Below are 24196 nucleotides of genomic sequence, written 5' to 3' on the forward strand. Positions count from 1 at the left end.
CTTGTAGAGAATTGTTCTAAGCAGCATATAAAAAGAGATTAGATTATTTATCTCTTTTTACTCCAGACACATACTTTGTATGCAGTCTGGAATATATTCAATACATTTTAGTTTGAAGTATTGATATCAACCAATGTTGTTTGTCCTTTCAAGACTTCAACATTATGTTTTTCATAGAAAAATTCATTATATATACCACCTGCTAGGTAGTCTGCCGTAATAAGAGTATAGTTTCCTTCACCAAGGTATGCCAACGTAAAGTTACCATCACTAATATTGACATCGTCTGAGCTTACAGCATTCGGGAAAGGATCTAATTCATCATTCCAATCACCTTCTTTGTAAGCAAAAACCCTCAAATTATTATGGTCTGAAAAATCAAGAACTGTTCCCCTAATCATACCTGAAAGTTCAGTGACCACCAATCTAATCACTGGTTTTAAATTATATTTTCCACTTCCTGTCGGAACAATTGATTTATATATATCGAAATCTGCAGTCACTTCGATTTTTGCATCAGCCGTGATATCAAATGCACCTTTACCTTTATAACCGCTTTGTCCTCCACTAGGAACAAATAATGGCGCAGATGATCCATCAGACCATGTTATATTACAATCTGGATTACTTTTAACTTCTGACTCTTTTGTAGGGGCAGCCAATTTAAAGCGAATCTCCTGATAGTGACCTGCCGGCAGAATCATATTTCCCAAATGAAGTGATTTACCATCATGAAGTTCAAATAGGTTGAATGTCTGAGGCTCGAAATCTTCAGCAGTGATCCAATTTCCCTCATAATTGTATTCAATACCAATAACAGCAATATTCACTTCTGTTACATTTACATCGTTTTCTTTATCCAACTGAGGTTGCGCATCAGTGATACTGAGTGATAAAGTACCCGTTGGAGTAGAAGAACCGCCTCCACAGCCTGTGATGAGTGTGATTAGTGTAAAAGCTAACACAATAGCTATCATATTATGAAATTTTTTCATAAATACCCTTTTTTATATATTGGATGTTGCGCAAAAGAAATATGAATTTATTTTGGCAGCCTGGCGATCTTAAAATGAAGACCCATAGCTTTCCGTCCCTGCTTCACAACAGGTTTGGCACAACAAAATAATTTTGAATTAAATAGAATTTGCAGGCAGAACAAGTTGTAAAAGCAAAATAATACTTTTAGTATTGGTATTTGGCAACCTGGCGATCTTAGAGTTAAGACCCATAGCTTTCCGTCCCTGCTTCACAACAGGTTTGGCACAACAAATTATATTTAAAAAGTCTCTTTACTATAACGTAGGTATTATATATCATTATGAATTAGATACATCTTGAATGATCCAAACTTGCATAATATTTTATAATATTGGAACTTCAGTAACATTTTGTAAAAACTGTTTCTCAAACTCTTCTACATCTACAGCTTTGGAAAAATGATATCCTTGATACCTAAGTTTTGGATCTAGCCCTCTAAGCAGCTCTAGTTGCTGTTCGTTTTCAATACCTTCTATAATGATGTTATAGTTGAATTGTCTTCCTATGTCCAATATACTTGAAACAAGATGTACTTCACTAGGGTTGAATTCTATATTTTTTATAAATTCCTTATCTATTTTCAATGTATGGAAAGAAAGCTTCTTTAGATAAGATAAAGAAGAGTAGCCTGTACCAAAATCATCAATGGCACATCTTACTCCTTGCCTACGTAACTCATTAATGACATCCTCTGTATTATCAAAATTATCAATCAGTGATCGTTCTGTGATCTCTATCATGATGTCATGAGTCTCTAGTCCATATTTTCTTAACTTGTTAAGGAATTCCCTAGCAAAATTATTTTCTACAAATTGCTGTGCATTCACATTGATCGAAACATACTCCAGGTTCCAGCTATTCTCTTTTTTCCATTGAGCTATATGCTGGCATACATTATCAAGAACCCACCATGTAATCTGTGAGATCAAACCTGCTTTAATAGCCAATGGTATAAAATCCTGCGGTGACAGGGCTCCTCTTGTCGGATGATCCCAACGTACAAGTGCCTCAGCAGAGCACACTACATCTTCATCTATGGAAACTACGGGTTGATAAAAAAGACCCAACTGATTATTTTTGACTGCATATACCAGGTCATGCTGAAGCATAAATAGCTCTTTTTGTTGTTTGTCTAAAGAAGAATCATAATATGCAACATGTCCATTATCATTCTTTGCTTGATACATTGAAAGATCTGCATGTCTTATGATCTCTACGATATTCGTATAAGCAGGTTTCATAATAACGATACCTATACTTGATTTAATATGTAAATGCATCTCTTTGATGATAAAGGGTTCTAAGAAAAGATCCTGTATCTCTCTAGAAAACTCTTCAGCTTCTTTATGAGCCATGTTTTTATCTTCTGATACATGTGGAATAATAATGATAAATTCATCTCCACCCAATCTGCTGACCATACAATCTTTTCCTAAGTTATCGGTCAAACGTTTAGATACAGCAAGAAGTACATCATCTCCCACTTGATGCCCCAAAGAGTCATTAATGCTTTTAAACTGATTAAGATCAAGATAAAAAAGTATTGAAAAATATGTTTTATGTTTTACACTCGTTACAAGTTTCTCCATATAGTTCCTAAAACCTCTACGATTGAACAAACCGGTAAGTACATCATGTTGCACCAAATATTCAAGCTCTGTTAAGGCGGTATGTTCTTTCGTTTTATCCTCTATCATACCTACGCCACCCAAAACATTATTATCTGAATCACTAAAAGAAAAAACTTTTGCATCTATCCAAAATGGCTTATTATTGAGGGATACATATGGACCTTCATAAGATTGTGTACCCTCACTAATTGCATTTTTTAATACTTTTAATATACGTCTGTCTGGAAGCATACGAAGATCCATTCCTGTGATCTTCTCTTTTTCATGCTCAAATAATGTCTTTAATTGTTCATTACACTCTAGTACCTTTAAATCTTTATTATAGGTAAAGATACCAAGAGGTGCATTTTTAAATAAACTATTTAAAAGCATATGTTCCGATTGCAACATATTAAAAGCATTTTTTTGTTGATACATATTATAGATGTTGGTCACTTGTGCAAGAAAATACAAGATCAGTGAAATGGTAAGTATGATATGCAAAGGCGTATCATGAAGCAATGCCATAGAAAAAATAAGAGGCAATAAAAGAATAGTTGAATACATGATATTGAGTCGTGCATCTGCCGATAAAGAAACTGTAGAACCTAAAGACAATCCTAAAAGTACCGCAACAATATAAAGTTGATAATAGTGATCTACCTGATGTATAAAAATAAAACCTAATGTTGAAAAAACAAGTGCAGTCAATATTGCATCAACGACAAATTTTTTATACCATAATGCCATGGAGTATTTTTTAGGATTTTGTTTAAAACTATAAGCAGAATAAAGTCTATATCCTGTTAAGATCATCAAGATCAGTGACCACACTAGAATACTGCCATCAAGTATTGGGTATAAAGCTACAATGATTAAAATAGCTAATAGAACAACAACTAACAGTGCTCTCGTCGAAAGTGTATACAATGAATTGACTACAGAGTCATCAACCGTTTGAAGCTCTTTTATGTTCGAGAATAATCTTTTTAAATTCATACAACATTGTAGCATGAAACCCTAATAAGTTGAATATATTTTAAAGTTCATTTCCTGTTTTAATGATATCCAGCCCAAAACGTGCTCTTAACGCATGTATATTTTGATGTAATTGTTTTTCTTTGCTGTCGTCATGGAAATCTATCAGTGAAAGTGTCTTCAGGTTAAGTGAAGCAAAACTTGAAACGTTCAATGTCAGTTTGATAGCTCCTTTATTGCTCTGGGCTATCTCTTCATACATGTCTGAAAGCATAGACTTAAAGAGTGTTTCAGAAAAAACCCTGTTCACAGTTAGTGTCTTTTTAACTTTTACACCATACTCATACCCTATCTTCAAATAATAGCTTGTAGGGTTCACCTCCATAGCCATCACCATATAGATAATATGCCTTGCCATGATCATAATACGTCTTTTGATCTCAGCATTATCATGTATGGCATCAAATGTTCGACTGATGCCTATGGACTTCCTCTCCCCTCTGCTGCTGATACCTTCATGATCTGTTCCGGTAACACGTCCATAGAGTTGGATACCAGGTTTTTTCCATGATTCAAGCAGTCTTTTGTTTCGCTTTATATCACCAAGTGTAGAGATATAATGTGCTTCCAGCCTCTTTTGAAATCCTTTTCCTATACCTGGAAACGCTTTAATAGGAATATTTTCTATATAGGTATCTATATCTTTCACCTCATACACACCATAAGGCTTGGCAGACTCTGTTGCCAGTTTGGCGATCCATTTTGCCTTTGCAATCCCTATCGAAACAGGAATGTCAAAATATTCCAGTATCTTTGCCTGTAACTCTTGAGCAAAACCATACACCTCTTCATCTTTTTTCCAACCGCTGACATCACCAAAAAACTCATCAATGCTGTACTGTTCTACCTTGGGAATATGTGCCAACATGAAATCATGTATCTTATGCGAAAGCTTATGATAAAGTGGATAGTTCGAAGGTATCACCGTCATCTCAGGGCAAAGATGTAATGCCTGTGCTATGGGCATAGCCGTTTTCACTCCACATAATCTCGCTTCATAACTTGCAGTAGTTACGATGCCCCGTATCTTTTTTCTTCCTTCTATCTCATCTACAAAATAAGTCTCAAACGTTTTCTTTTTATCACTATAGAACACAGGAGCAACAAACGCACCGGAATTATCATTCATAAGCCTAATATGGGTGCGTTTTTTATTAAATATCTCAAGGTTACTGCGAGACCCGACACACATAGGTATACCTTTTAAAGCATGATTTACACTCCGTTCGGCAGAAGCAAAAAAACTGTCTATGTCGATATGCAAAAACATACTATTTAACCTTCTCTATCGTATTTGGAAAAGTATATCCGGCTTTAAAAGCAAACATTAAAAATATGACAAAATGTCATAGATTTTTCCAATGTTTTTCAAAAATATAAAATAAATAATTTTTATTTATAAGTTAAATATTATTTAACACTTACTTAACACTTATATTCTAGAATTAAAATGGATTGTTTTATAACAATCCATAGGGGGGATATTAGTATTCTAATATCAATTAGGTTTGACACTTGGTGTCTTGAACATAATTAGACTAAAAGGAAGAAGAATGAAGTTAAATACTAAAGCATTAATGCTTTTGTTAACTGTGGGAGTCGTTTTTTCATTAAGCGGATGTGGTGATGGTAGCAGCACATCTACAGTAACAACAGTTACAGACAGTGATCCTGCTCCAGGCGAGTTAGGCTATCAGATAGTTACAGATCAAAATATCACCTATGTCGACTACACCGGAGGTACACGTGTATCACCGCTATCTGCTGCAGCAGCTGAATATCATACTGGCATAAAATACGGAAATACACTCTTTGACAGTGCCGATAATAAATGTATGAACTGTCATAATGAACTCTATGACACATGGAAAGGTTCTATGCATGGAAAATCGTGGACAGATCCGATATTCCAATCTAAGTTCCAGGATTTCTTACGTACACACTTAGCAAAAATTGGTGAGGTAAAAGATATAGAATACCAGCAAAAAGACATTATTAATGGTACTTCTGTAGGAACTAACAACATGTTTAGTGGTGCAGCACAAACATGTATCAAATGTCATGCTCCAGGTGCTTACTATGCAGGTGATGTAAGAGTAACAGTAACTGATGTAGGAAGTGCACTAGACCTTAACAATACAGAGTTAAAAGGTCTAAAGGCATTACATGAACCAGCAGTACAGGATCCAAATGGAGAGATCGCAGTTATTGCTGCAAATCCTCAAACAGATAGAGTATATAAAGCAACATTCCAGATCGGACATGAAGCCAATCGTGAAGGTATTAACTGTGCGTTCTGTCATAGCATAGAGACGCCTAGACTAATGAAAGAATATGGTATGGATAACGGTATTTATACTTTAGCTAAAGATATGCGTGTAGGCCCTCATGGACCTATCAAGCAAGAAGCAGGAACTGATCTAACATATCATGATGATGCTACTCATGCTAATATGAATAAATTCTTTAGACTTTGGGGACCTGAAAAATATGCTGACTACAATGCAACACCAAAAGGTGTGAATTACTTGGCTGATGCAGGTGAATTTGATGAAGGTAAAACCGTTGATGGTCGTTATACAATGACAAGTAAAGATATCAATGGAACAAATGGCAAAGTACACTTTACTGGTGGACCGTTCTACGGACCATATGGTGTCACAGGTACTAACAATGAAAACGAAACAGATCAGACAGATAGAAAAGCACAGATCAATCCACATTATGAAGTGGAATTAAACAACCACTTTGGAGAAAGCGGTAAAGGCTTATGTCTTTCATGTCATCAACGTTCTGCAGGGGCAGCAGTACCAGGCGGTGAAGATGGTGAAGGTCACTTTATGGAACTTTGTTCAACACAAATGGCTGTGACTACAGGTACTGATGTAGCTTCCAGTGACACATTAAGTTCACCGAAATGTCAAAAATGTCATATGGAAAGAATAGAAGGTACAGTACTACACCAATGGGCACGTCCAGATAAGTTATGGACACTCGCAGATAATCCTAATCTAACTGCTCACTTTGATCCTACGGATCCAGAAAGTCATGGTGATGAAAACCCTGTAGCTGCTGGTTGGTTAAACTCACATGCATTCTTAGGTGCAAGTAAAACAGGTCAAAAAACAAGTGTTACTGCTAAGATCCAAAGTGGATTTGAAGCGAAAGTAAATGAATCAGTGTCAAATGATGGTAACGCATTAACAGTGACTACTGCACTAACAAATAAGACTGCACACATGTTCCCAGGTGCACACCCTATGCGTCGTGTATTAACACGTTTGATCGTGACATCTGACCAAGGTATAGTTCCTATTAGTACTAGTACTGGTGACTCTTCCTTTGATTATATTGAAAATAATGTACAACCATTAGCTGGTAAAGTACTTCACTCAAGTGCATTAACTCCAGTTCCAGTTGCCAATAATGGAAGCGAAAATTTAGACTTCCCTGGAAAAGTAACAGACTTGAATGGCTCAGAAGTAAGTGGGCAGAAATTTGATGGTACAAAATACACTATTACGGGTGTAGATGCAACAGTAAGCTTCGACACGCAATCTACAGATAACAGTGGAGTAACAACAGGTACTGTAACAAATGCAGCGATAGTCGTAGATAGTAATAACTCTACGTTTACTCGTATTTATGGACATGAAACAGGTAAAAGGTATGATGCAAATGGTAAGCCAAGTAAGAACACTAGCGATACCTTTATTGTACGTCCTGGATTTGACTCATGGATGGTTGAAAAAGATAACCGCCTAAGTCCTAATGAAACAGAAACATATACACTGACTTACGATATCACAGGTAAAACGAATGTGAAAGTAGAATATAGAGTATACTACATGCAAAAAGGTGCTAATGGTAAATTCGTCGTTGATCCGGCTACTGGTTTCCTAGACCAAGCTAAGAGTGATGCGAAGAAACTATTGGTTACAGAAGTATATAGATATCCAGAATCACCTTAGGTAAACTTCTTGATTCCACCCCAGTTGAGGGTGGAATAACACTACTCTTCTTTTACATGCTTTTATAACTACTTACAAATATTATCTATAAAACTACATACAAAAGCTAGTTTTTCATACTCATTTTTTACAATTTTGTGCCTAAATTTGAAATAAAAATAGTAGAAAATGATTATATAGTGGATGAGTCTAATGTAAACTTTGAAAGGTATACTGTCAAAAGATGTAATTAAGTGTATAGAGCATTATCTAAGCAACATAATGAGTGTTTACTCATTATGCTAAGGAATAAAAAAAGCCAAGACAGCACCAACAGTTATAAACAAATACGCACCTATAGACCATAATTCAATGGTAGTAGGTACTTCCTGCACACCAAGAAAATTACTGATGGACATACCGCCATAGAAATAAAATAAAAAATAGCTAATCACGAACCCCAAAGTATAAGGTATAAAGACAATCCCTAGAAGTAAAGAAACCTCTGCATATTTCTTAAAAAGATCAGTCAATTCATTTTTTAGAGTAAACTTAGGGCCTAATTTTTGACTTTTGACACGGTTTTTCAAAAATGTTTTCTTTGGTTTAGAGAAAGGGTCATGAGAAACAGTTTCTTCTTTCGTATCCTCTATAAGTTGTTCTTGATTATCTTTTGATACTTGTGTAAGCGCATCCCAGTCTAAATTTTCTTCTTCTATAGTCTCTTCTCTTACGTACATGATGATCCTTTACTGTAGGTATTGCATCTTTAAAAACTCTGTTTAAGTGTCATACACTATATGATATGGGTTCGTTTTTATTAGAACAAAATAATTTAAATTAAATAAGATTTATGCATAAAAGAGTAAAGTAGAACATATACATAAAATACAAGTATTCGTATGTAGCAACCTGGCAATCTTAATCTACTAAGACCCATAGCTTTCCGTCCCTGCTTCACAACAAGTTTGGCTCAATCAATAATATTTAAAAATAACTTTCGTAATTGATTATATTGGATATATAATTAAATAAATCTTACACTCTATTCAATAAGCAGAGGCATTTGCAAAACAAATAATTATATTTATCCTTTATTATTTTTGGCCATTTTTAATGATCTTTTACTATGAATACCAAGCCAATAGACTTCATATCTACACGTGTCATTATTATTTTTTAGAAAAATAGACATCTATTTGTCTTCTTTAAAATATATTGTATAATATTAAGAAGGAAGGAAGGTGTATGATAGAGATGTTGAGAAAAATATTTGGTAAAAAAAAGGAAAAAACCGAAGTCCAAAATCCCCCAGGAAGAACCTTCAATAGAGTTCTAACAGGAAGATATTTTGGCTGTGAAGATGTAAATGCAGATGAAGAGACTATTGCCAAAGCAAAGCAGGACAAGATAGACCAGATAAAAGAACTGGAACTGATACCTATGTTTATAAGATACTCTTACGATAGAAAAAGAGGAGATGGCATTGACAGTGAAGAAGATCATCCTACATCTGCTCATGTTGCATTCCAAAAAGAGGTGTTTGCTGAAAACTGGAACATGGTGCATGTGACGGAAATTTCATTCACAGTATATTATTCAGACTTTGATGAATTTGAAAAAATGGCAGGGGTAAGTCTCAATGATGACTTTAAAGATCTCACCTCTACTATGTTCAATGGAAAAGACAGAAGAAAAGAAGAAAGAGAAGCATAACAAGTTCTTAGAGAAATTTACATCTTTAGTATGTTTACCTTAACTATGACACTTTTCTTTCGAGTCATCTCTTATATTTTATACGAATGCTTCTATTAAGAATTACTAAACATCTCATAACACTTCAGTTCAATTACATTAAAGTTAAGAATAAACTATTATAATCTATAATAATAAATTTAAGAGGTCTGATTAACAAATACATATACTTAGCTGGATAACATGTTTAGAAAAATATTAGTTTTATTAGTTTTATCTGTAGTGACATCATATCCCGCCGTTACACTTACAGATAAAAAAGAACAATATGACCACTTTACACTCTACTATTATTATGATCACAGCAATACACTTGATATTAACACTATTGAAAAGATAGATTTTACCAAGGTGATACCAAGTCAATTTTCTCAAGGTTATTATACGGGGACAGCATGGATAAAACTACATGTAACAAATCATAGTGATAATGAAGATTATGTACTTTATTTTACAGAGCCTTTTTGGTCAACATTAGATCTGTATACAAAAAATAATGATGCATGGGATATACAGAAAAATGGTCTCAATGTAAGGCTTCAAGAAAGAAGTATTCAAAATTACAATCCAGCCTATAAACTACATATCTCACCAAACGAAAGTGCGACATATTATATAAAAGGCAAGACAGATTCGGGACATATTGGGGAATTTAAGATCTTGACTGAAGAAGAGTTTTTTAGACCCAACCGTATTGATATTACAGATATCTATATTATCTATGCTGGTATATTATTCATTATAGTCTTATTCAGTATGTATAATTTAATCATCATTAAAAATCGTATCTTCGCATATTACATTGCATATATACTCTCTTTTATTGTATTTATAGCTATGAAAAGTGGTTTTTACTTAGAGCTTGGTTTTTCTGGTTGGAGTGAAGGGCTGCATGTTGTTGGCACTATTGTAGTATTGTTCCTGGTTCTGTTCTCAGGTCGTTTTTTAGAGTTGCAAAAACGCATGCCAATGATCGATAAGCTTTTTAAGATATCAGCAGCAGTTTTTTTACTTTTTGCACTGCTTATATCACAAGATATCCCCTATGCATGTTTAATGTTTAACATTTATTCATCATTGTTCTTTACTCTTCTTCTTGTTATCGCAGTCAAAGCCTGGTATCAAGGTCTTATAGGTGCCAGATACTATCTTATTGCACTTATCATTTATATGCCTGCTATGGGTATGATGACTTTAACCTTTAATGGTGTCTTAGACAATACAGACATAAACAGATACGCTTTTCTTGCAGGTTCATTTATTGAGATCATCTTCTTTACACTTATCTTGAGCAACAAGTACAGTGAACTGAATCTCAAGAAGATACAAAAACAAAAGCTACTTTTAAAAGCAAAAAAGAGCAATCAAAAGTTTTTGGAAACTAAGATTCTACAAAAAACAAATGATCTTCTTACGATAAATCAACAATTATTAAAGAAAACAAAAGAGCTTGAGATCACTAAAGAGCAGTTAACCAAAGATATTCTTGATCGTACAGAAACTGAAAAAGAAGTAGAAAAACAAAAAAATATTTTGCATCACCAAGCTAATCATGATTCACTTACAGGACTTCCTAACCGTGCACTATTTAACACTCGTTTGAAACAAGGGATTACAAAGGCAAAAAAGAAAGAGAGAGGATTGGCACTATTTTTTATCGACTTGGATAAATTTAAAGAGATCAATGATTCATTGGGTCATGACGTAGGAGATAGAGTTTTAAAAGTAATAACAGAAATACTTAAGAGTTCTATACGTAAAGAAGACACGCTTGCCCGTTTAGCCGGAGATGAATTTACCATTATCATGGAAGATGTCATCTATTCAGAAGATGCATCTAAATTAGGACATGCTATTCTCAATATGTTTTCAGAACCCATACATGTTAATCAGCATGTATTATATATTACAAGCAGTATCGGTATTAGTCTTTATCCCCAAGATGCAGACAATGAAAAAGATCTTTTAAAGTATGCTGATACGGCTATGTATAGGGCAAAAGAAAGCGGACGCAACAACTTTCAGTTCTATAGACCAGAAATGACAAAACATGCACTGGAACAAATGCATATGAAAACCAGTTTACGTCAAGCTATTGATAATGAAGAATTTATCATTCACTATCAACCACAGATCGACATAAATACCGATAAATTGGTCGGGATTGAGGCACTATTACGATGGCAGCACCCAACAAAAGGTTTGCTGATACCTAAAAAATTTATTTCTATGGCAGAAGAGACTGGTATGATACTTGAAATTGATGACTGGGTGATGCATACCGCTATGAAACAGGTTTCCAAATGGCATAATGACGGATTAGACCCTGGTAAACTTGCATTAAATATTTCAATGAGACAATTAGAGTCCACTCATTTCATTCATAGAATTCAAAATACTATGGATACTTACGGTTTTAAACCAGAGTGGCTGGAATTTGAAATTACAGAAGGTCATATGATGAAGAATGCTATGGAAATCATTAATAAACTGAAACAGCTCAATAAGCTGGGTATCAATATTTCCATCGATGATTTTGGAACAGGATACTCTTCATTGTCTCTTTTAAAACGTCTACCCATCAACAGACTCAAGATCGATAAATCATTTATTGAAAACATACCTGAAGATGAAGAGGATATTGCTATTATCAAATCGATCATAGCACTTGCAAAGAGTCTCAATCTTAAGGTCATTGCCGAAGGTGTAGAAACGATAGAACAGATCAATTTTTTAAAAAGTAAAAAGTGTAAGTACGTCCAGGGACACTACTATTTTTACCCTATGTCGGCAGATGAACTTCAAGAAATACTTTTAAACAAAAATGCATAGCAGGATCTATTGGCATTCTTACATTTCTCTACACTAAAAATGTTTACTCTGATTCTTTTTTCATCTTATCATAAAAATAGTTTGTTGCTTCAACAAAACCATCAACACTTCCACAGTCAAAGCGTTTCCCTTTAAACTTATAGGCTAAAACCATACCTTTTTTGGCATGATTCATCAAAGCATCAGTAATTTGTAGTTCTCCATTTTTACCAGGTTTGGTTTCTTCTATGGTTCTAAAAATATCAGGGGTAAGAATGTATCGTCCTATAATCGCTAGATTCGAAGGTGCATCTTCAGGGTCTGGTTTTTCTACCATATCTGATATCATAAAAACATCATCTTGGATCTCTTTTCCTTCGATCACTCCATATTTGTAGGTCTCTTCTTTAGGCACTTCTTGAATGGCAACTACACAACATTTATATTTGTCATAGATCTTTACCAACTGGGCTAAAACATTATCCCCCTCTTCATTCACACAAAGATCATCTGCCAGAATCACACCAAAAGGCTCATTACCGATCAAAGGCTCACCTTTTAAAATGGCATGACCGAGTCCCAACATCTCTGTTTGTCTGGTAAATGTAAAGGTACATTTATCCATCATCTCTCGCGTACTCTTCAGTAATGCTTCTTTGGAACTTCCTTTAATTTGATGCTCTAGCTCATAAGAGATATCAAAATGTTCTACCAAAGCCCTTTTACCACGTCCAGTAATGATCGCCATAACATCCATGCCAGCATCACTGGCTTCTTCTACCCCATACTGTATCAGAGGTTTGGTCAAGATGGGAAGCATCTCTTTTGGTGTTGCTTTGGTTGCGGGCAAAAAGCGTGTGCCATATCCAGCAGCTGGGAATAAACATTTTTTAATCATTTTTCTTTTCTCCTTCTTTTAATGGTTTTAACCACAATATCTCATAGGGTTGCATGATAAATATTCCTTCTTTTATCTGTCGATGTGAAATAATATCCATAAATACATCTTCTTTATAGGGTGACAAATCCACTTCAATTTCTGTTTTTTGGAAATTGTGTAGAGCGATAAGAAATTCATTACTCTCTTTACCATAATGTTTTATAGCAAAAACCTCTTTACCCAGTGATAAAAATTCAAACTTGGCAAAAGGGTCAAAACAAGGTTCATGAATACGTATCGAAATGAGTTGTTTATAACGTTTTAACAAATTATTACGTAGACTTCCTTCTTCACTCAGCTCCTCTATGATGTTGTCAAAATTTAATCTTTCACGATTGATGGCTCGATTTCGTCTCGTTTTTCTCACTGCTTCATGATAATTTCGAGATCCGACAAGTGAGTGAAAATAGATACCTGGAACCCCAGGCATGGCTAATACAACAGCTTGGGAAAGTATCATACGTTTAAGTCGCAATGTATCATCCTCATCAGGGTGGGTTAAAATATCTATATAGCTACAGTTTAACTCATAAGGAGATTTCTCCTCCTCACCCACACTTCGATATGAGACTAAACCACCATGTGCGTTGCAAGAGTTCACTAAGAAGTTCAACTCATCCTTATCAAGAATATTACTCACTGCCCGTACTCCGATACCATCATGACTGGCTGTAAAATTAAAGAAACAGACCCTGTCACTCGGAAGAGTTAAGCTCTTAGCCCATGCTGTCAATTTAGTGGTGTCTCCCGATAAAACAGAAAATGCCAAGAGTGGCGGAAGGGCAAAGTTATAAACCATATGTGCTTCGTCAGTCCCATTACCAAAATAGGAGATATTTTCATCATGTGGCACATTGGTCTCAGTAATGATAATGATCTCAGGAGCCACAGCATGGATCACCTCACGCATAAGTTGTATCAGTTCATGGGTCTGTGGCAGATGCACACAGTTTGTGCCTATCTCTTTCCAGATAAAGGCAATTGCATCAAGTCTTACAAGCGATGCACCTTTTTCTATATAAAAAAGCAGTACATCCAACACTTTGAGCAAGACCTTATAGTTCGCATAATTTAAATCCACTTGATCAGCACTGAATGTTGTCCAAATATGACGGATACTTCCTTCATCATCATTGAACTCAGTGAGTAAGGGGGTCGTCCGTGGTCGTACTACAGCCGATAGATCGAGCGAAGGATCAAGTTCGGTGAAAAAGTTATAATATTCAGGATCATTGGCCAAATACTTTTCAAACCAATGGCTCAGTTGACTCATGTGGTTAATGACACCATCAAACATAAGACGGTGATTTTGATTCAGTGCTTTAATATCTTTCCATGAACCTTTTAAAGGGCAGACGCCTTTATAATCTACAATGGAAAAACCATCATCACTCGAATAAGGGTAAAATGGCAAAATATGTACACTGTTAATGCAGTCTTGGGCATACTCATTTAAAAATCTCTTAAGCGTAGCTAATGCCGTTTCTCCTTCATGAAAGATCTGGTCACCGTAGGTAATCAGTATCACATCTTTTTCAGTCATCACATAGGGTTTGCTTTCAACCTTTTCCTGATACTCCTTGATCATTGCACATACGGCATCATATGCCAAAGAGGCATCCTCTTTGCTGTAGATACTTTCAAGATAATATTTAATAAGGTCCAATCTTTCTTTACTATCTCTTTCTAACATGAGCCATTATCCTTATTGACAGCTTCTTTAAATAGATCTGATATCTCTGGCAATACAGAACGTATACTTGTCCATGCTGAAAGGGAAGGAACCCCCAGTGGATCTGCAAGAAAACTTTCACACGCCTCTTTGAGTGCATTATCAAAAGTTTCAACGGCATCTATCTCTTTTTTTCTATCAAAATTCAAAGCATTAAATTTAGCTACTGCATCATAGCGGGAAATGGCTCTTCGACTCTCATGAAAAAATGAGCTTCGCAGTGTGGTCAGTGACTCTTTAGAAAATGTCACCCCACTCTGTGTCATGACCCTGAAAATAGTTTGTGCAATATCAATGGCCATCTTTGCTACTCCACCTTCAAGCTCCTGGGCAGGGTTTTCTCCTAAGAGTTCTTGGTGTTTATGCTCATAACTCTCCATGATCTCTGTTTGACAAATACGTCGCACAGAAGTTTTATCATAGACTTCACTCAGCGTTGATACCTCTAAGCCCCAGGTAGGTGAAATACGAATCCCCCGCGCAAGTGTACGGGTAAAGGCAAATTCTCCTGAAAGTGCATACCTGAAACTGTCCATATAGTTTAAATAGGCACTCTCTCCATAGGTACTTTTAAGTGCTTTGATCAGCGGAGTGTAAAAGAGCCTTGTGACACGTCCATGCAGCTTGTCTGTCACACGTGAGTAGTAGCCTTTGTTAAATTCAAAATCCAGTGCCGGGTGAATGATCGGGTAAAAAAGCCGAGCAGGAACTTCACGACTGTAGTTTACAATGTCGCAATCATGCAGGGCAAATGCAAAGGCATTTTTATCTGCAAGGGCATAGCCCAGCATCGTCCATACATTTCGACCTTTTCCTTTAATCTTAATACTGTTAAATCCTAGATCACTAAACTCTTGGTAGAGTTTTTGAACATTAGGCCCATCATTCCAAAGTACTTCTACCCTCACATCGAGTGTGGACATGATCTCTTTAACCTTTTCAAACTCCTCTTCCGTTGCTCTGTCTAAGCCCAAAATGATCTTATAAAGATATTTTATCCCTTTCAGTTCTTTAAGGATCTGTTGCATAGCCGGTGTTTCAAATTCTGAGTAAAGTGCAGGCAGAAGCAGCACCATATTGTGTCTTTTTGAGAACTTTTCTAACTCAACCTCCATCTCATCAAGTGTTCTATTTGAGAGATTTTGTAGTGTTGTGATTAATCCGTTTTGAAAAAAATCTGCCATTGCTTCTCCTTTATTTTTTTAAGATGATCATAAAATCCATCACATTCGTTCCTGTAGAACCTATGGTAAAATCGGAATTTAGTGCTTTAAAAAAAGTATAACTGTCACTGTTTTTTAAATATGTTTTTGGTTTTAAGCCTTTTATTTTCATTTTTTTGTAAATATTTGATTCTAAAAAGGCGCCTGTTGCAGGCGAATTTCCATCGATACCATCACTCCCTGCAATTAAAATAGAGATCTTGTCCGAAACCAATGCATCTTCCAGCAGTCTTAGAGCCAACTCCTGGTTGCGACCTCCTTTACCCGTACCTTTGACTTCTGTGGTCGTCTCTCCGCCAAAAAGCAGACAAAAAGAGTCATATCTTTTGTCATACTCTTTTATTTTTTTAATTAGATATTTCGCAGCCTCTTTAGAAGGTCCGTTGAGTGTATTCGTTACTATTTTTACCCTCTCAACTTTGCCTTTGATATACTTTTTTGCCTCTTTTAAAGCAATCGTATTGTTTCCGATAATATGGTGAGGTATTTTACCGTTCATCATTGGAGCAGAACCGATAGTCTGTAGATCATCACCGATCACATCACTCAATACCAAAACCACCCCTTTGGCCTTTGTATGGTTCGCCAGTTTTCCACCTTTGATCTGAGAGATAGCTTTTCGTACACTGTTCATTGTTTGAATATCTATACCCGAACCTAGCAATGCGGAGGATATTTTTTGAAAATTCTCTAAAGTGATGCCATCAATAGGTTTTTCGATCATGGCTGAAGCCCCACCTGAAAGACAGAAGATGAAAAAGTCATCTTCACCCATGGTTTGCATAGCTTCGATCAGTTTTTCTGCAGCGTCAATACTCTTTTGTGAAACTAAAGGATGTGTTGAAGTATGGTGTTCAATAAAGCTACATTCACCCTCTTGATGTGAAATAGCAACCCCTCCTTGGATCAGAGGTCCTAAAATCTTTTCTACAGCCTTTGCCATACCTAATCCAGCTTTCCCCACGGAAAAAAGGTATAGTTTATTCAACTTTTTCAAAGGGTAAGCCGTGTTGCAAATGGTGAGATTTTTTTCATCCAAAGTGATATTGTTACGAATGATCGTCTCGGCTTTTACCGCCTGGAGGGCTTGGTGATAGATCTGTGCTAATATTTTTTTATTAGACATTTTTCAATACCATTTCATTCCAGCCTTTACTGCCTTGATAACTTGATTTTTGTATATGGGTCACATTGGTTTCAAGATAGCTTCCATCATATTTTTGAATCAAAATAGGTATGTCAACATGCTCCAGCATTTCAGTATCATTTTGGCTGTCACCTAAGGCAATGGAACGGATATTCTCATGATATAATGCTTCAAAAAGTTCTATCGTCTTGATCACGGCAATTCCTTTATCCTGGGATTCACGCATTAAGTGATAGAATCGTCCGCCTTGGGTGATTTTTAACGCATAAGAGTGAGCCAACTTTTTTAATGCGTCTAATTTTGTCTCATTCTTAAGTATAAATGGTTCCGTAAAATCACGATGTTTTGCAAGGATAACATCTCTTTGGCTCAAGCCCGTTAAATGTATAATTTCATCATCAGACATATCACTCATTCCAAGCATACTGAATTCATCTTTATAGCGTCTATAAAATTCCAGAACTTTCGTATAAGATTCACCAAAGACCATAACTTTCTTATCATCATAATTTCCAAGAAATGACAGATCAAGTCCTTGATACCCATCAGGTATAAAGAGTGCTGCACCATTTTCAACAATAAAAGGTTCCGAGATACCGACCTTTTCTTGCAAATATTCAACTTCCGCTTTCGTTTTACTCGTAGTGAAAATAAGAGGAATCCCTGCCTCTTTGATTTTTTGCAGTGCCTCAAAAGATTCTTCAAAGGAGTAATCATGGTGATTTAAAAAAGTACCATCTAGATCAGTGAATATTATACGTTTCATACACATACTATAACATATTAGTGAAATATCATTCATGAATTATTGTATAATATCTATACAATTAATAAATAATTTATTATCTAACATTATTATTTATTAACCAATGGGCAGCACTGTAGTTTTACTGTCTTACATACGTTTAAATACTAAAGAGTAGAGGCAGTGTTCTATGCATACCTACCTGCTGATTGTACTTATCACTATAAAATCATAGTTCCTGCAATTTACTCTTCAAAATAATTTTTCCTGCCTCTACTCCTGGTTGATCATAAGTATTGACATCTATCAATTCTCCCACCAAAGATGTGAGTAATTCATAATAGAATATAAGAGAACCGATATTTGATTCTGTCACACTTTGAATAGTGATCGTATCTAAAGGGATATTGTTTTGATCCAACAGTGCTTCGATCACAGAATCACATTGCATATTGATCAGTTTTGAAAAAGGAAGATTATTTAAACTGTCAAGCATTTCCAAATGAGGCAGTGTAATATCAGGTATCGTGGTATTGTCATGAAAATCTTCTATCTTTATAAAGGTCACCGATTTATCTCTGGTACCTTCCATGATCAGTTGTAAAAAAGAGTGTTGGTCTTCAGGCCCGATAAGTCCGATAGGAGTAAGCCCTACATGAAAGGCACTGTGACGCTGATGTTTTCCTAAACTCTCACCCCAGAGTTGCACATACCATTGACAAAAGTATTTCAGTGTTTCTGAATAGGCAAAGATACAGTTAATACTGTACTGTGCATGGTTTTTAGCATAATAGACAGCTTTTTCAAGCAACATATCTTGCACATATCCTTTGTTAAAGAATCTCTCTTTGATCAATTGTGCACCCGTTAACAGGTCTCTGATATCAATACCGCACAGTGCCAAAGGGACCAAACCTACCGTTGAAAGGACTGAGAACCTACCGCCTACATTATCAGGAAGGTAGAGTACAGAAGCGTCTATCTCTTTGGCATATTTTTCAAGTGGCGAACCAGGGTCAGTAATAAAAGTATAGAAAGAGGGATCGTTTTGTAAAGAATAAATGTATTTATAGATAGAAAATGTTTCTACTGTGCTCCCTGATTTTGAGATGACCAAAAAATGTGTCTTATTGACATCAAGTTTGGAAAGGAGTTCAGTAATATTGATAGGGTCGGTACTTTCAAAGAAATAGAGTTTTCTAGATAAGTCTTTGACCGGTTTCATGAATTCATAAACTGCCTTGGCCCCCAAAGAACTTCCTCCTATCCCGATCACCGCAATCGTTTCTATGGTTTCAGGAATCGTACTGCAATACTCAAGTATCGGACCAATATCCTGATCTGGCAAAGCATAATATCCTATAGACTTTTGTTCTTCAACAATGGCTTCAAATGCCTTTTCTTCTGCTCTTTTACTGATCGAACTAAAATAAAGTTTGTTTTTTATCATCTTATTTTTTTCCTTTTATGACCTGTGTGGCTTCTGTGCAAAGCTTTGTGATCTCTTTAAAATTTTTCTCTTTCATCGCATGTTTAGGGACGATCCAGCTTCCTCCTGCACAGAGCACATTTTCAAGTGAAAGGAAACCATTGATATTGTCAAGATTAATGCCTCCTGTAGGGCAAAATCTCATGCTGGGAAAAGGTCCGAAAAATGCCTTCAGAATCTCAATTCCTCCTGCAAGTGTTGCAGGAAAAAGTTTACAATGTTCAAAACCGTTATTTTTCGCAAGCATCACTTCTGAAGCCGTTGCCACGCCAGGAATCAATGCAATATTTAATTCTTTTGAAGTCTGCATCAATGCTTCGCTGATACCTGGGCTAAAGACAAACGCTGCGCCATGAGCCACTGCATTTTTAAAATCACTTCTATTGAGTACGGTTCCCGCACCGACATGCATCTGTGGCAAAGCCTTTGAAATGATCTCTATAGCCTTCAGACCTGCCTGGGTACGCAGTGTGATCTCCATAATGTTAATGCCGCCCTCCAACAATGCTTTTGCAAGAGGGAGTGCATCTTCTTCATTCTCCAGTGCTATGACTGGAACGATAGGTGAAAGTTTCATTACTGCTTCAGCCGTCATGCCCGCTCCTTACCAGAGATATCAAATAGACTTGCACCCTCTTCTGCCATACCGACACTCTGACGGACAGAGACAAAAAGCTCTCTACCAAACCCATGGGTATTGGCACTAAGGTCTGGTCTGTCAATGGTACGTGCCTTTAACTCTGCATCCTCAACCAAAAGCATGATCTCCCCTTTTTTTGCATCAAAACGGATCATATCCCCGCTTTTAACCTTGGCCAGAAGTCCTCCATCAAGGGCTTCTGGAGAAAAGTGAATGGCAGAAGGCACTTTGCCCGAGGCACCGGACATACGTCCATCGGTGATAATGGCAACTTTATACCCCTTGTCTTGAAGTGCACCAAGCGGCGGCATCAGTCCGTGTAACTCCGGCATTCCATTGGCCTTTGGACCCTGATAACGCACTACAGCAATAAAGTCTTTTTCCAATTCACCTTGATGAAATGCATCCTGTAAAGCTTCCTGAGATTCAAAAACGATCGCCGGTGCTTCAATGAAAAACTGTTCGGGCTTCAATGCAGAGGTCTTGATAACACTGCGTCCAAGATTTCCATTGAGGAGTTTAAGCCCTCCCTCTTCACTGAAAGGTGTTTCTTTGCTCGAAATCACCTCTTTGTTACGTGAAACCTGAGGACCGGATTCAAAGGTCAAAATACTCTCACTCATGTGAGGTTCAACAATATAGGCATCCAGCCCTCTGCCTACAATTGTTTCGACATCATTATGCACAAGTCCTGCATCAAGTAGTTGTGAAATGACAACACTCATCCCTCCTGCGTCTCTAAAATGATTCACATCCGCCTGCCCGTTTGGATACATTTTACAGAGCAGAGGGGTCACCTTTGATATCTCATCAAAGTCATCCCAATTAAGTAGTATTCCCGCCGCTCTTGCCATAGCGATAAGATGAATGGTATGATTCGTAGAACCACCTGTTGCCATCAACCCTACGATAGCATTGACAAAACTTTTTTCATCAATGATATCAGCTATAGGTTTGTAGCTTCCCCTTAACTCTGTCATCGTTAAGATCGTTTTTGCAGCATGTGCAGTCAATGCTTCTCGCAAAGGCGTATTGGTATTGATAAAAGAGCTGTTTGGAAGTTGCAATCCCATCATCTCAAGCAACATTTGATTGGAGTTTGCCGTACCATAGAATGTACAGGTACCGCTACTGTGATACGAAGCAGATTCGACTTTGAGCAGCGCATCTTCACTCACCTTGCCTTGGGCAAAATCTTGACGTACTTTTGCTTTTTGTGCATTACTGATACCTGAAGGCATAGGGCCTGCAGGAACGAAGACTCCAGGAAGATGTCCAAAGGCCAAAGCACCGATCACAAGTCCCGGAACGATCTTATCACACACACCAAGATAAAGTGCACCATCATAGACATTATGAGAAAGACCTATAGCAGTTCCCATGGCAATATTATCACGACTGAAAAGACTCAACTCCATACCAGGCTGTGATTGGGTGACACCATCACACATTGCAGGGACCCCACCTGCAACCTGTGCAGTAGCACCCAGATCCATCAAGGTACGTTTTATCAATGGAGGATAGAGTTTATACGGCTCATGTGCAGAGAGCATATCGTTATAGGCTGTGATAATAGCAATATTAGGACTTTCTAATCCAGCAAGCGATTTTTTTTCACCCTCTTCCATAGGTGCCATAGCATGTGCTAAATTACTGCATCCCAGTTTATTACGGTTGACGCCATGTCCTTTTGCTAAAGCAATTCGGTCCAGGTAAATGGTTCTACTCTCTAAAGAACGTTCACGAATTCTGTCTGTCACTTTTTGAATAACTTCATTCATCTGTAAAATACCTCTATCTCTTTAATGTCTTGATTTAATACACTGCGTATAGGCATCATATACATATCTTCTCCGGCAATCGCTTCTTCATACACAGCAATCTTCTCATCACCTTCAAAATGGATATAAATATGTTTGGCACCTAAAATGGCCCAACGGGTTAAACTCATCCTTGTATAAGGTGCTGTTGTCGGTTCTATAGCGATACAAAAGTTTTGATTTTTAAGATCAAAAGCCTCTTCTAGTTTAATATTCTCCGGGAAAAGAGACGCCGTATGGGCATCAGTTCCCATACCCAAGATGAGTACATCAAAAGGGAAAAGCTTCTCTTTCATCTTTTTTGAACATAGTTTTTGTGCAGTATAGATATCTGTATCTTCACAATACATCCCTACAAAGTGAGCCTTTGCAGCCTCTTCTTGAAGCAGATATTTTTTGACAAAATGTTCATTGCTCTCTTCTTTGGAAACATCAACCCATCGTTCATCACAAAGACCTACAGTTACTTTATCCCAATCCAAAACTTCTTTTCTAAGTTTTTCAAATAAAGGTTTAGGTGTACTTCCCCCTGAAACAAGTAGAGAAGCTTTTCCCTTTTCCTCAATGGCTTTTTGAAGATTTGCCAGTATACTTTGACTTAATGCCTCTATAAGTGCTTTTTGTTCATTAAAAGCATGTACAGATCTACTCATCATGCCAACTCCTGCCATCTCTAGCGATTAATTGCACTGCAGCACTTGGTCCATCCGTTCCCGCACTGTAACTTTTCATCGGAACCATATCTGCTGCCCAGCTTTCCAAGATCACATCTGCCCATTTCCATGCTGCTTCCACTTCATCCAAACGCATAAAAAGTGTCGGATTTGCACGAATCACATCTAAAAGCAAGCGCTCATAGGCATCTGGCTTATGTGCAACATTTAAAGGTGTATTGAGCTCAAGTTCTACAGGTTTTAACATCATCTGTTCACTGAGACCCGGAATTTTATTCATCAGCTGCAGATGGATACTCTCTTTGGGCTGCAGTGCAATGACCAGTTTATTTTCTGAGATACATTTACCTTGATTGGCAAAAATAGAGTGTGGTATACCTTTAAAATGTATCACGATCTCAGAATTTCGACGTCCCATACGTTTACCGCTTCTAAGGTAAAAAGGTACCCCATTCCAACGCCAATTGTCGATATCTACACGAAGTGCAGCAAAAGTTTCTGTAGTACTTTCTTCCATACCGTCACCCTCACGATAACCCGGTACAGGCATGCCGTCACTAGAACCCTTCGTGTACTGCGCACGTACTGTTTTCTGTTCAATATCCGCAGGTGACATTCTACGAAGAGAACGGAGTACTTTCACCTTCTCATCACGTACACTGTCAGCATCAAGTGAGCAAGGCGGCTCCATCGCTACAAGACAAAGCAACTGCATGAGGTGATTTTGCACCATATCACGCATCGCACCATAATCATCGTAATATCCCCAACGTCCTTCAACACCGACACTTTCGGCTACAGTGATCTGTATATGGTCAATATGGTTTGAATTCCACAATGGCATAAAAAATCTGTTTGAAAAACGTAGCGCCATGATATTTTGTACGGTATCTTTACCCAGATAATGGTCGATACGGTAGATCTGTGATTCTTCAAAATACTTCAGTACTTCGACATTGATCACACGTGATGATTCAAGATCTCTTCCTATAGGTTTTTCAAGCACTACCCTGCTTTGTGGTGTGACAAGCTCTAACTTGCTCATAGACATACAGATCGTACCAAAAAAGTCAGGTGCTGTAGAAAGATAGTTCACTCTTTCTCTTTCTGGATACGCATCCAATAACGTTTTAAGTCCTGTATAGCTCTCCACTATATCAAACTCAATGGTCACTACATGAAGTTGTGCTCTAAAATACTCAAATTTCTCCTCTTCAAAAGCATCATCTGATAAAAATTCTTTCAGTTTGGACTTCACCAGATCACAATGTTCATCATTACTCATAGGTACTCTGGTCGCTGTGATAATACGACTTTTCTCATCCAGATATCCGCTATTGCTCAAATGATACAGTGCAGGCATCAACTTCCTGAATGCTAGGTCACCATGTCCGCCAAAAATGGTAATATCACATAAACTTTCCATTGTATCCATTTGATCTACCTTCCTTTCACGCTTATCGTAAAATCATCGTTCTATCAAATTCTAGTTATCAACTCATATTTTATTATAACACTTTATTATCTATCAATGATTATAACCCAATATGGATCATAAGTAATCATTACTATGCCTATATTTTA

17 protein-coding genes and 3 riboswitches are annotated in these 24196 nt (G+C 36.9%); of the genes, 3 read left to right on the forward strand and 14 right to left on the reverse strand.

What is annotated here, in order from left to right; translation table 11 throughout:
• Positions 1–107: 107 nt before the first annotated feature.
• From LDM93_RS03920 to LDM93_RS03930, 3 genes are all read right to left on the reverse strand, one after another.
• Positions 108–977, reverse strand: coding sequence for a DUF4382 domain-containing protein (locus LDM93_RS03920; protein ID WP_223890765.1), 870 nt, complete (start codon positions 975–977; stop codon positions 108–110).
• 69 nt (positions 978–1046) lie between these two features.
• Positions 1047–1124: riboswitch (cyclic di-GMP riboswitch) on the reverse strand.
• Between the two features lie 70 nt (positions 1125–1194).
• Positions 1195–1272, reverse strand: a riboswitch (cyclic di-GMP riboswitch).
• 89 nt (positions 1273–1361) lie between these two features.
• Positions 1362–3647, reverse strand: a complete 2286-nt coding sequence (locus tag LDM93_RS03925; RefSeq protein WP_223890766.1) for an EAL domain-containing protein — start codon at positions 3645–3647, stop codon at positions 1362–1364.
• 40 nt (positions 3648–3687) lie between these two features.
• Positions 3688–4956, reverse strand: a complete 1269-nt coding sequence (locus LDM93_RS03930) for a DNA polymerase IV (RefSeq protein ID WP_223890767.1) — start codon at positions 4954–4956, stop codon at positions 3688–3690.
• Positions 4957–5239: 283 nt separating this feature from the next.
• Between LDM93_RS03930 and LDM93_RS03935 the strand changes: the two genes are divergently transcribed.
• Positions 5240–7657 (forward strand): cytochrome c family protein, encoded by a 2418-nt coding sequence (locus LDM93_RS03935; protein ID WP_223890768.1) that lies wholly within the window; start codon positions 5240–5242, stop codon positions 7655–7657.
• A 281-nt stretch (positions 7658–7938) separates the two neighbouring features.
• Here LDM93_RS03935 and LDM93_RS03940 read toward each other — a convergent pair whose 3' ends face one another.
• Positions 7939–8376 carry a hypothetical protein gene (locus tag LDM93_RS03940; RefSeq protein ID WP_223890769.1) on the reverse strand — a complete coding sequence of 146 codons (438 nt, stop codon included), beginning with the start codon at positions 8374–8376 and terminating at the stop codon, positions 7939–7941.
• Between the two features lie 163 nt (positions 8377–8539).
• A riboswitch (cyclic di-GMP riboswitch) is annotated at positions 8540–8619 on the reverse strand.
• 265 nt (positions 8620–8884) lie between these two features.
• Between LDM93_RS03940 and LDM93_RS03945 the strand changes: the two genes are divergently transcribed.
• A complete protein-coding gene (locus LDM93_RS03945) occupies positions 8885–9352 on the forward strand; it encodes a hypothetical protein (RefSeq protein WP_223890771.1) in 468 nt (155 codons plus the stop codon).
• A gap of 261 nt (positions 9353–9613) precedes the next feature.
• Positions 9614–12223, forward strand: a complete 2610-nt coding sequence (locus LDM93_RS03950; RefSeq protein ID WP_223890772.1) for an EAL domain-containing protein — start codon at positions 9614–9616, stop codon at positions 12221–12223.
• A 43-nt stretch (positions 12224–12266) separates the two neighbouring features.
• Here the strand turns inward: LDM93_RS03950 and galU are convergent, their stop codons facing one another.
• The 10 genes from galU to zwf form a co-directional block, all read right to left on the reverse strand.
• Positions 12267–13100 (reverse strand): UTP--glucose-1-phosphate uridylyltransferase GalU, encoded by an 834-nt coding sequence (gene galU, locus LDM93_RS03955; protein ID WP_223890773.1) that lies wholly within the window; start codon positions 13098–13100, stop codon positions 12267–12269.
• Positions 13093–14835 (reverse strand): sugar phosphorylase, encoded by a 1743-nt coding sequence (locus LDM93_RS03960; RefSeq protein ID WP_223890774.1) that lies wholly within the window; start codon positions 14833–14835, stop codon positions 13093–13095. Before LDM93_RS03960 ends, galU begins: the two co-directional genes overlap by 8 nt.
• Positions 14829–16058 carry a glycosyl transferase gene (locus LDM93_RS03965; protein ID WP_223890775.1) on the reverse strand — a complete coding sequence of 410 codons (1230 nt, stop codon included), beginning with the start codon at positions 16056–16058 and terminating at the stop codon, positions 14829–14831. Before LDM93_RS03965 ends, LDM93_RS03960 begins: the two co-directional genes overlap by 7 nt.
• A gap of 10 nt (positions 16059–16068) precedes the next feature.
• Positions 16069–17223 carry a glycerate kinase gene (locus tag LDM93_RS03970; protein ID WP_223890776.1) on the reverse strand — a complete coding sequence of 385 codons (1155 nt, stop codon included), beginning with the start codon at positions 17221–17223 and terminating at the stop codon, positions 16069–16071.
• Positions 17216–18010, reverse strand: a complete 795-nt coding sequence (locus LDM93_RS03975) for a mannosyl-3-phosphoglycerate phosphatase (RefSeq protein ID WP_223890777.1) — start codon at positions 18008–18010, stop codon at positions 17216–17218. Before LDM93_RS03975 ends, LDM93_RS03970 begins: the two co-directional genes overlap by 8 nt.
• Before the next feature lie 208 nt (positions 18011–18218).
• Entirely contained in the window at positions 18219–19439 is a 1221-nt protein-coding gene (locus LDM93_RS03980) for a glucose-6-phosphate isomerase (protein WP_374706123.1), read from the reverse strand.
• 1 nt (position 19440) lies between these two features.
• A complete protein-coding gene (gene eda / locus LDM93_RS03985; RefSeq protein ID WP_223890778.1) occupies positions 19441–20073 on the reverse strand; it encodes a bifunctional 4-hydroxy-2-oxoglutarate aldolase/2-dehydro-3-deoxy-phosphogluconate aldolase in 633 nt (210 codons plus the stop codon).
• Positions 20070–21899: a phosphogluconate dehydratase gene (gene edd, locus LDM93_RS03990; protein WP_223890779.1), complete on the reverse strand. Its 1830-nt coding sequence runs from the start codon at positions 21897–21899 to the stop codon at positions 20070–20072. The genes eda and edd overlap by 4 nt, the downstream gene beginning before the upstream one ends.
• A complete protein-coding gene (pgl, locus tag LDM93_RS03995) occupies positions 21896–22594 on the reverse strand; it encodes a 6-phosphogluconolactonase (RefSeq protein ID WP_223890780.1) in 699 nt (232 codons plus the stop codon). Before pgl ends, edd begins: the two co-directional genes overlap by 4 nt.
• Positions 22584–24047 (reverse strand): glucose-6-phosphate dehydrogenase, encoded by a 1464-nt coding sequence (gene zwf / locus LDM93_RS04000; protein ID WP_223890781.1) that lies wholly within the window; start codon positions 24045–24047, stop codon positions 22584–22586. Before zwf ends, pgl begins: the two co-directional genes overlap by 11 nt.
• Positions 24048–24196: the final 149 nt, after the last annotated feature.

The organism is Sulfurovum sp. TSL6 (assembly GCF_019972115.1).
Lineage (GTDB): Bacteria > Campylobacterota > Campylobacteria > Campylobacterales > Sulfurovaceae > Sulfurovum.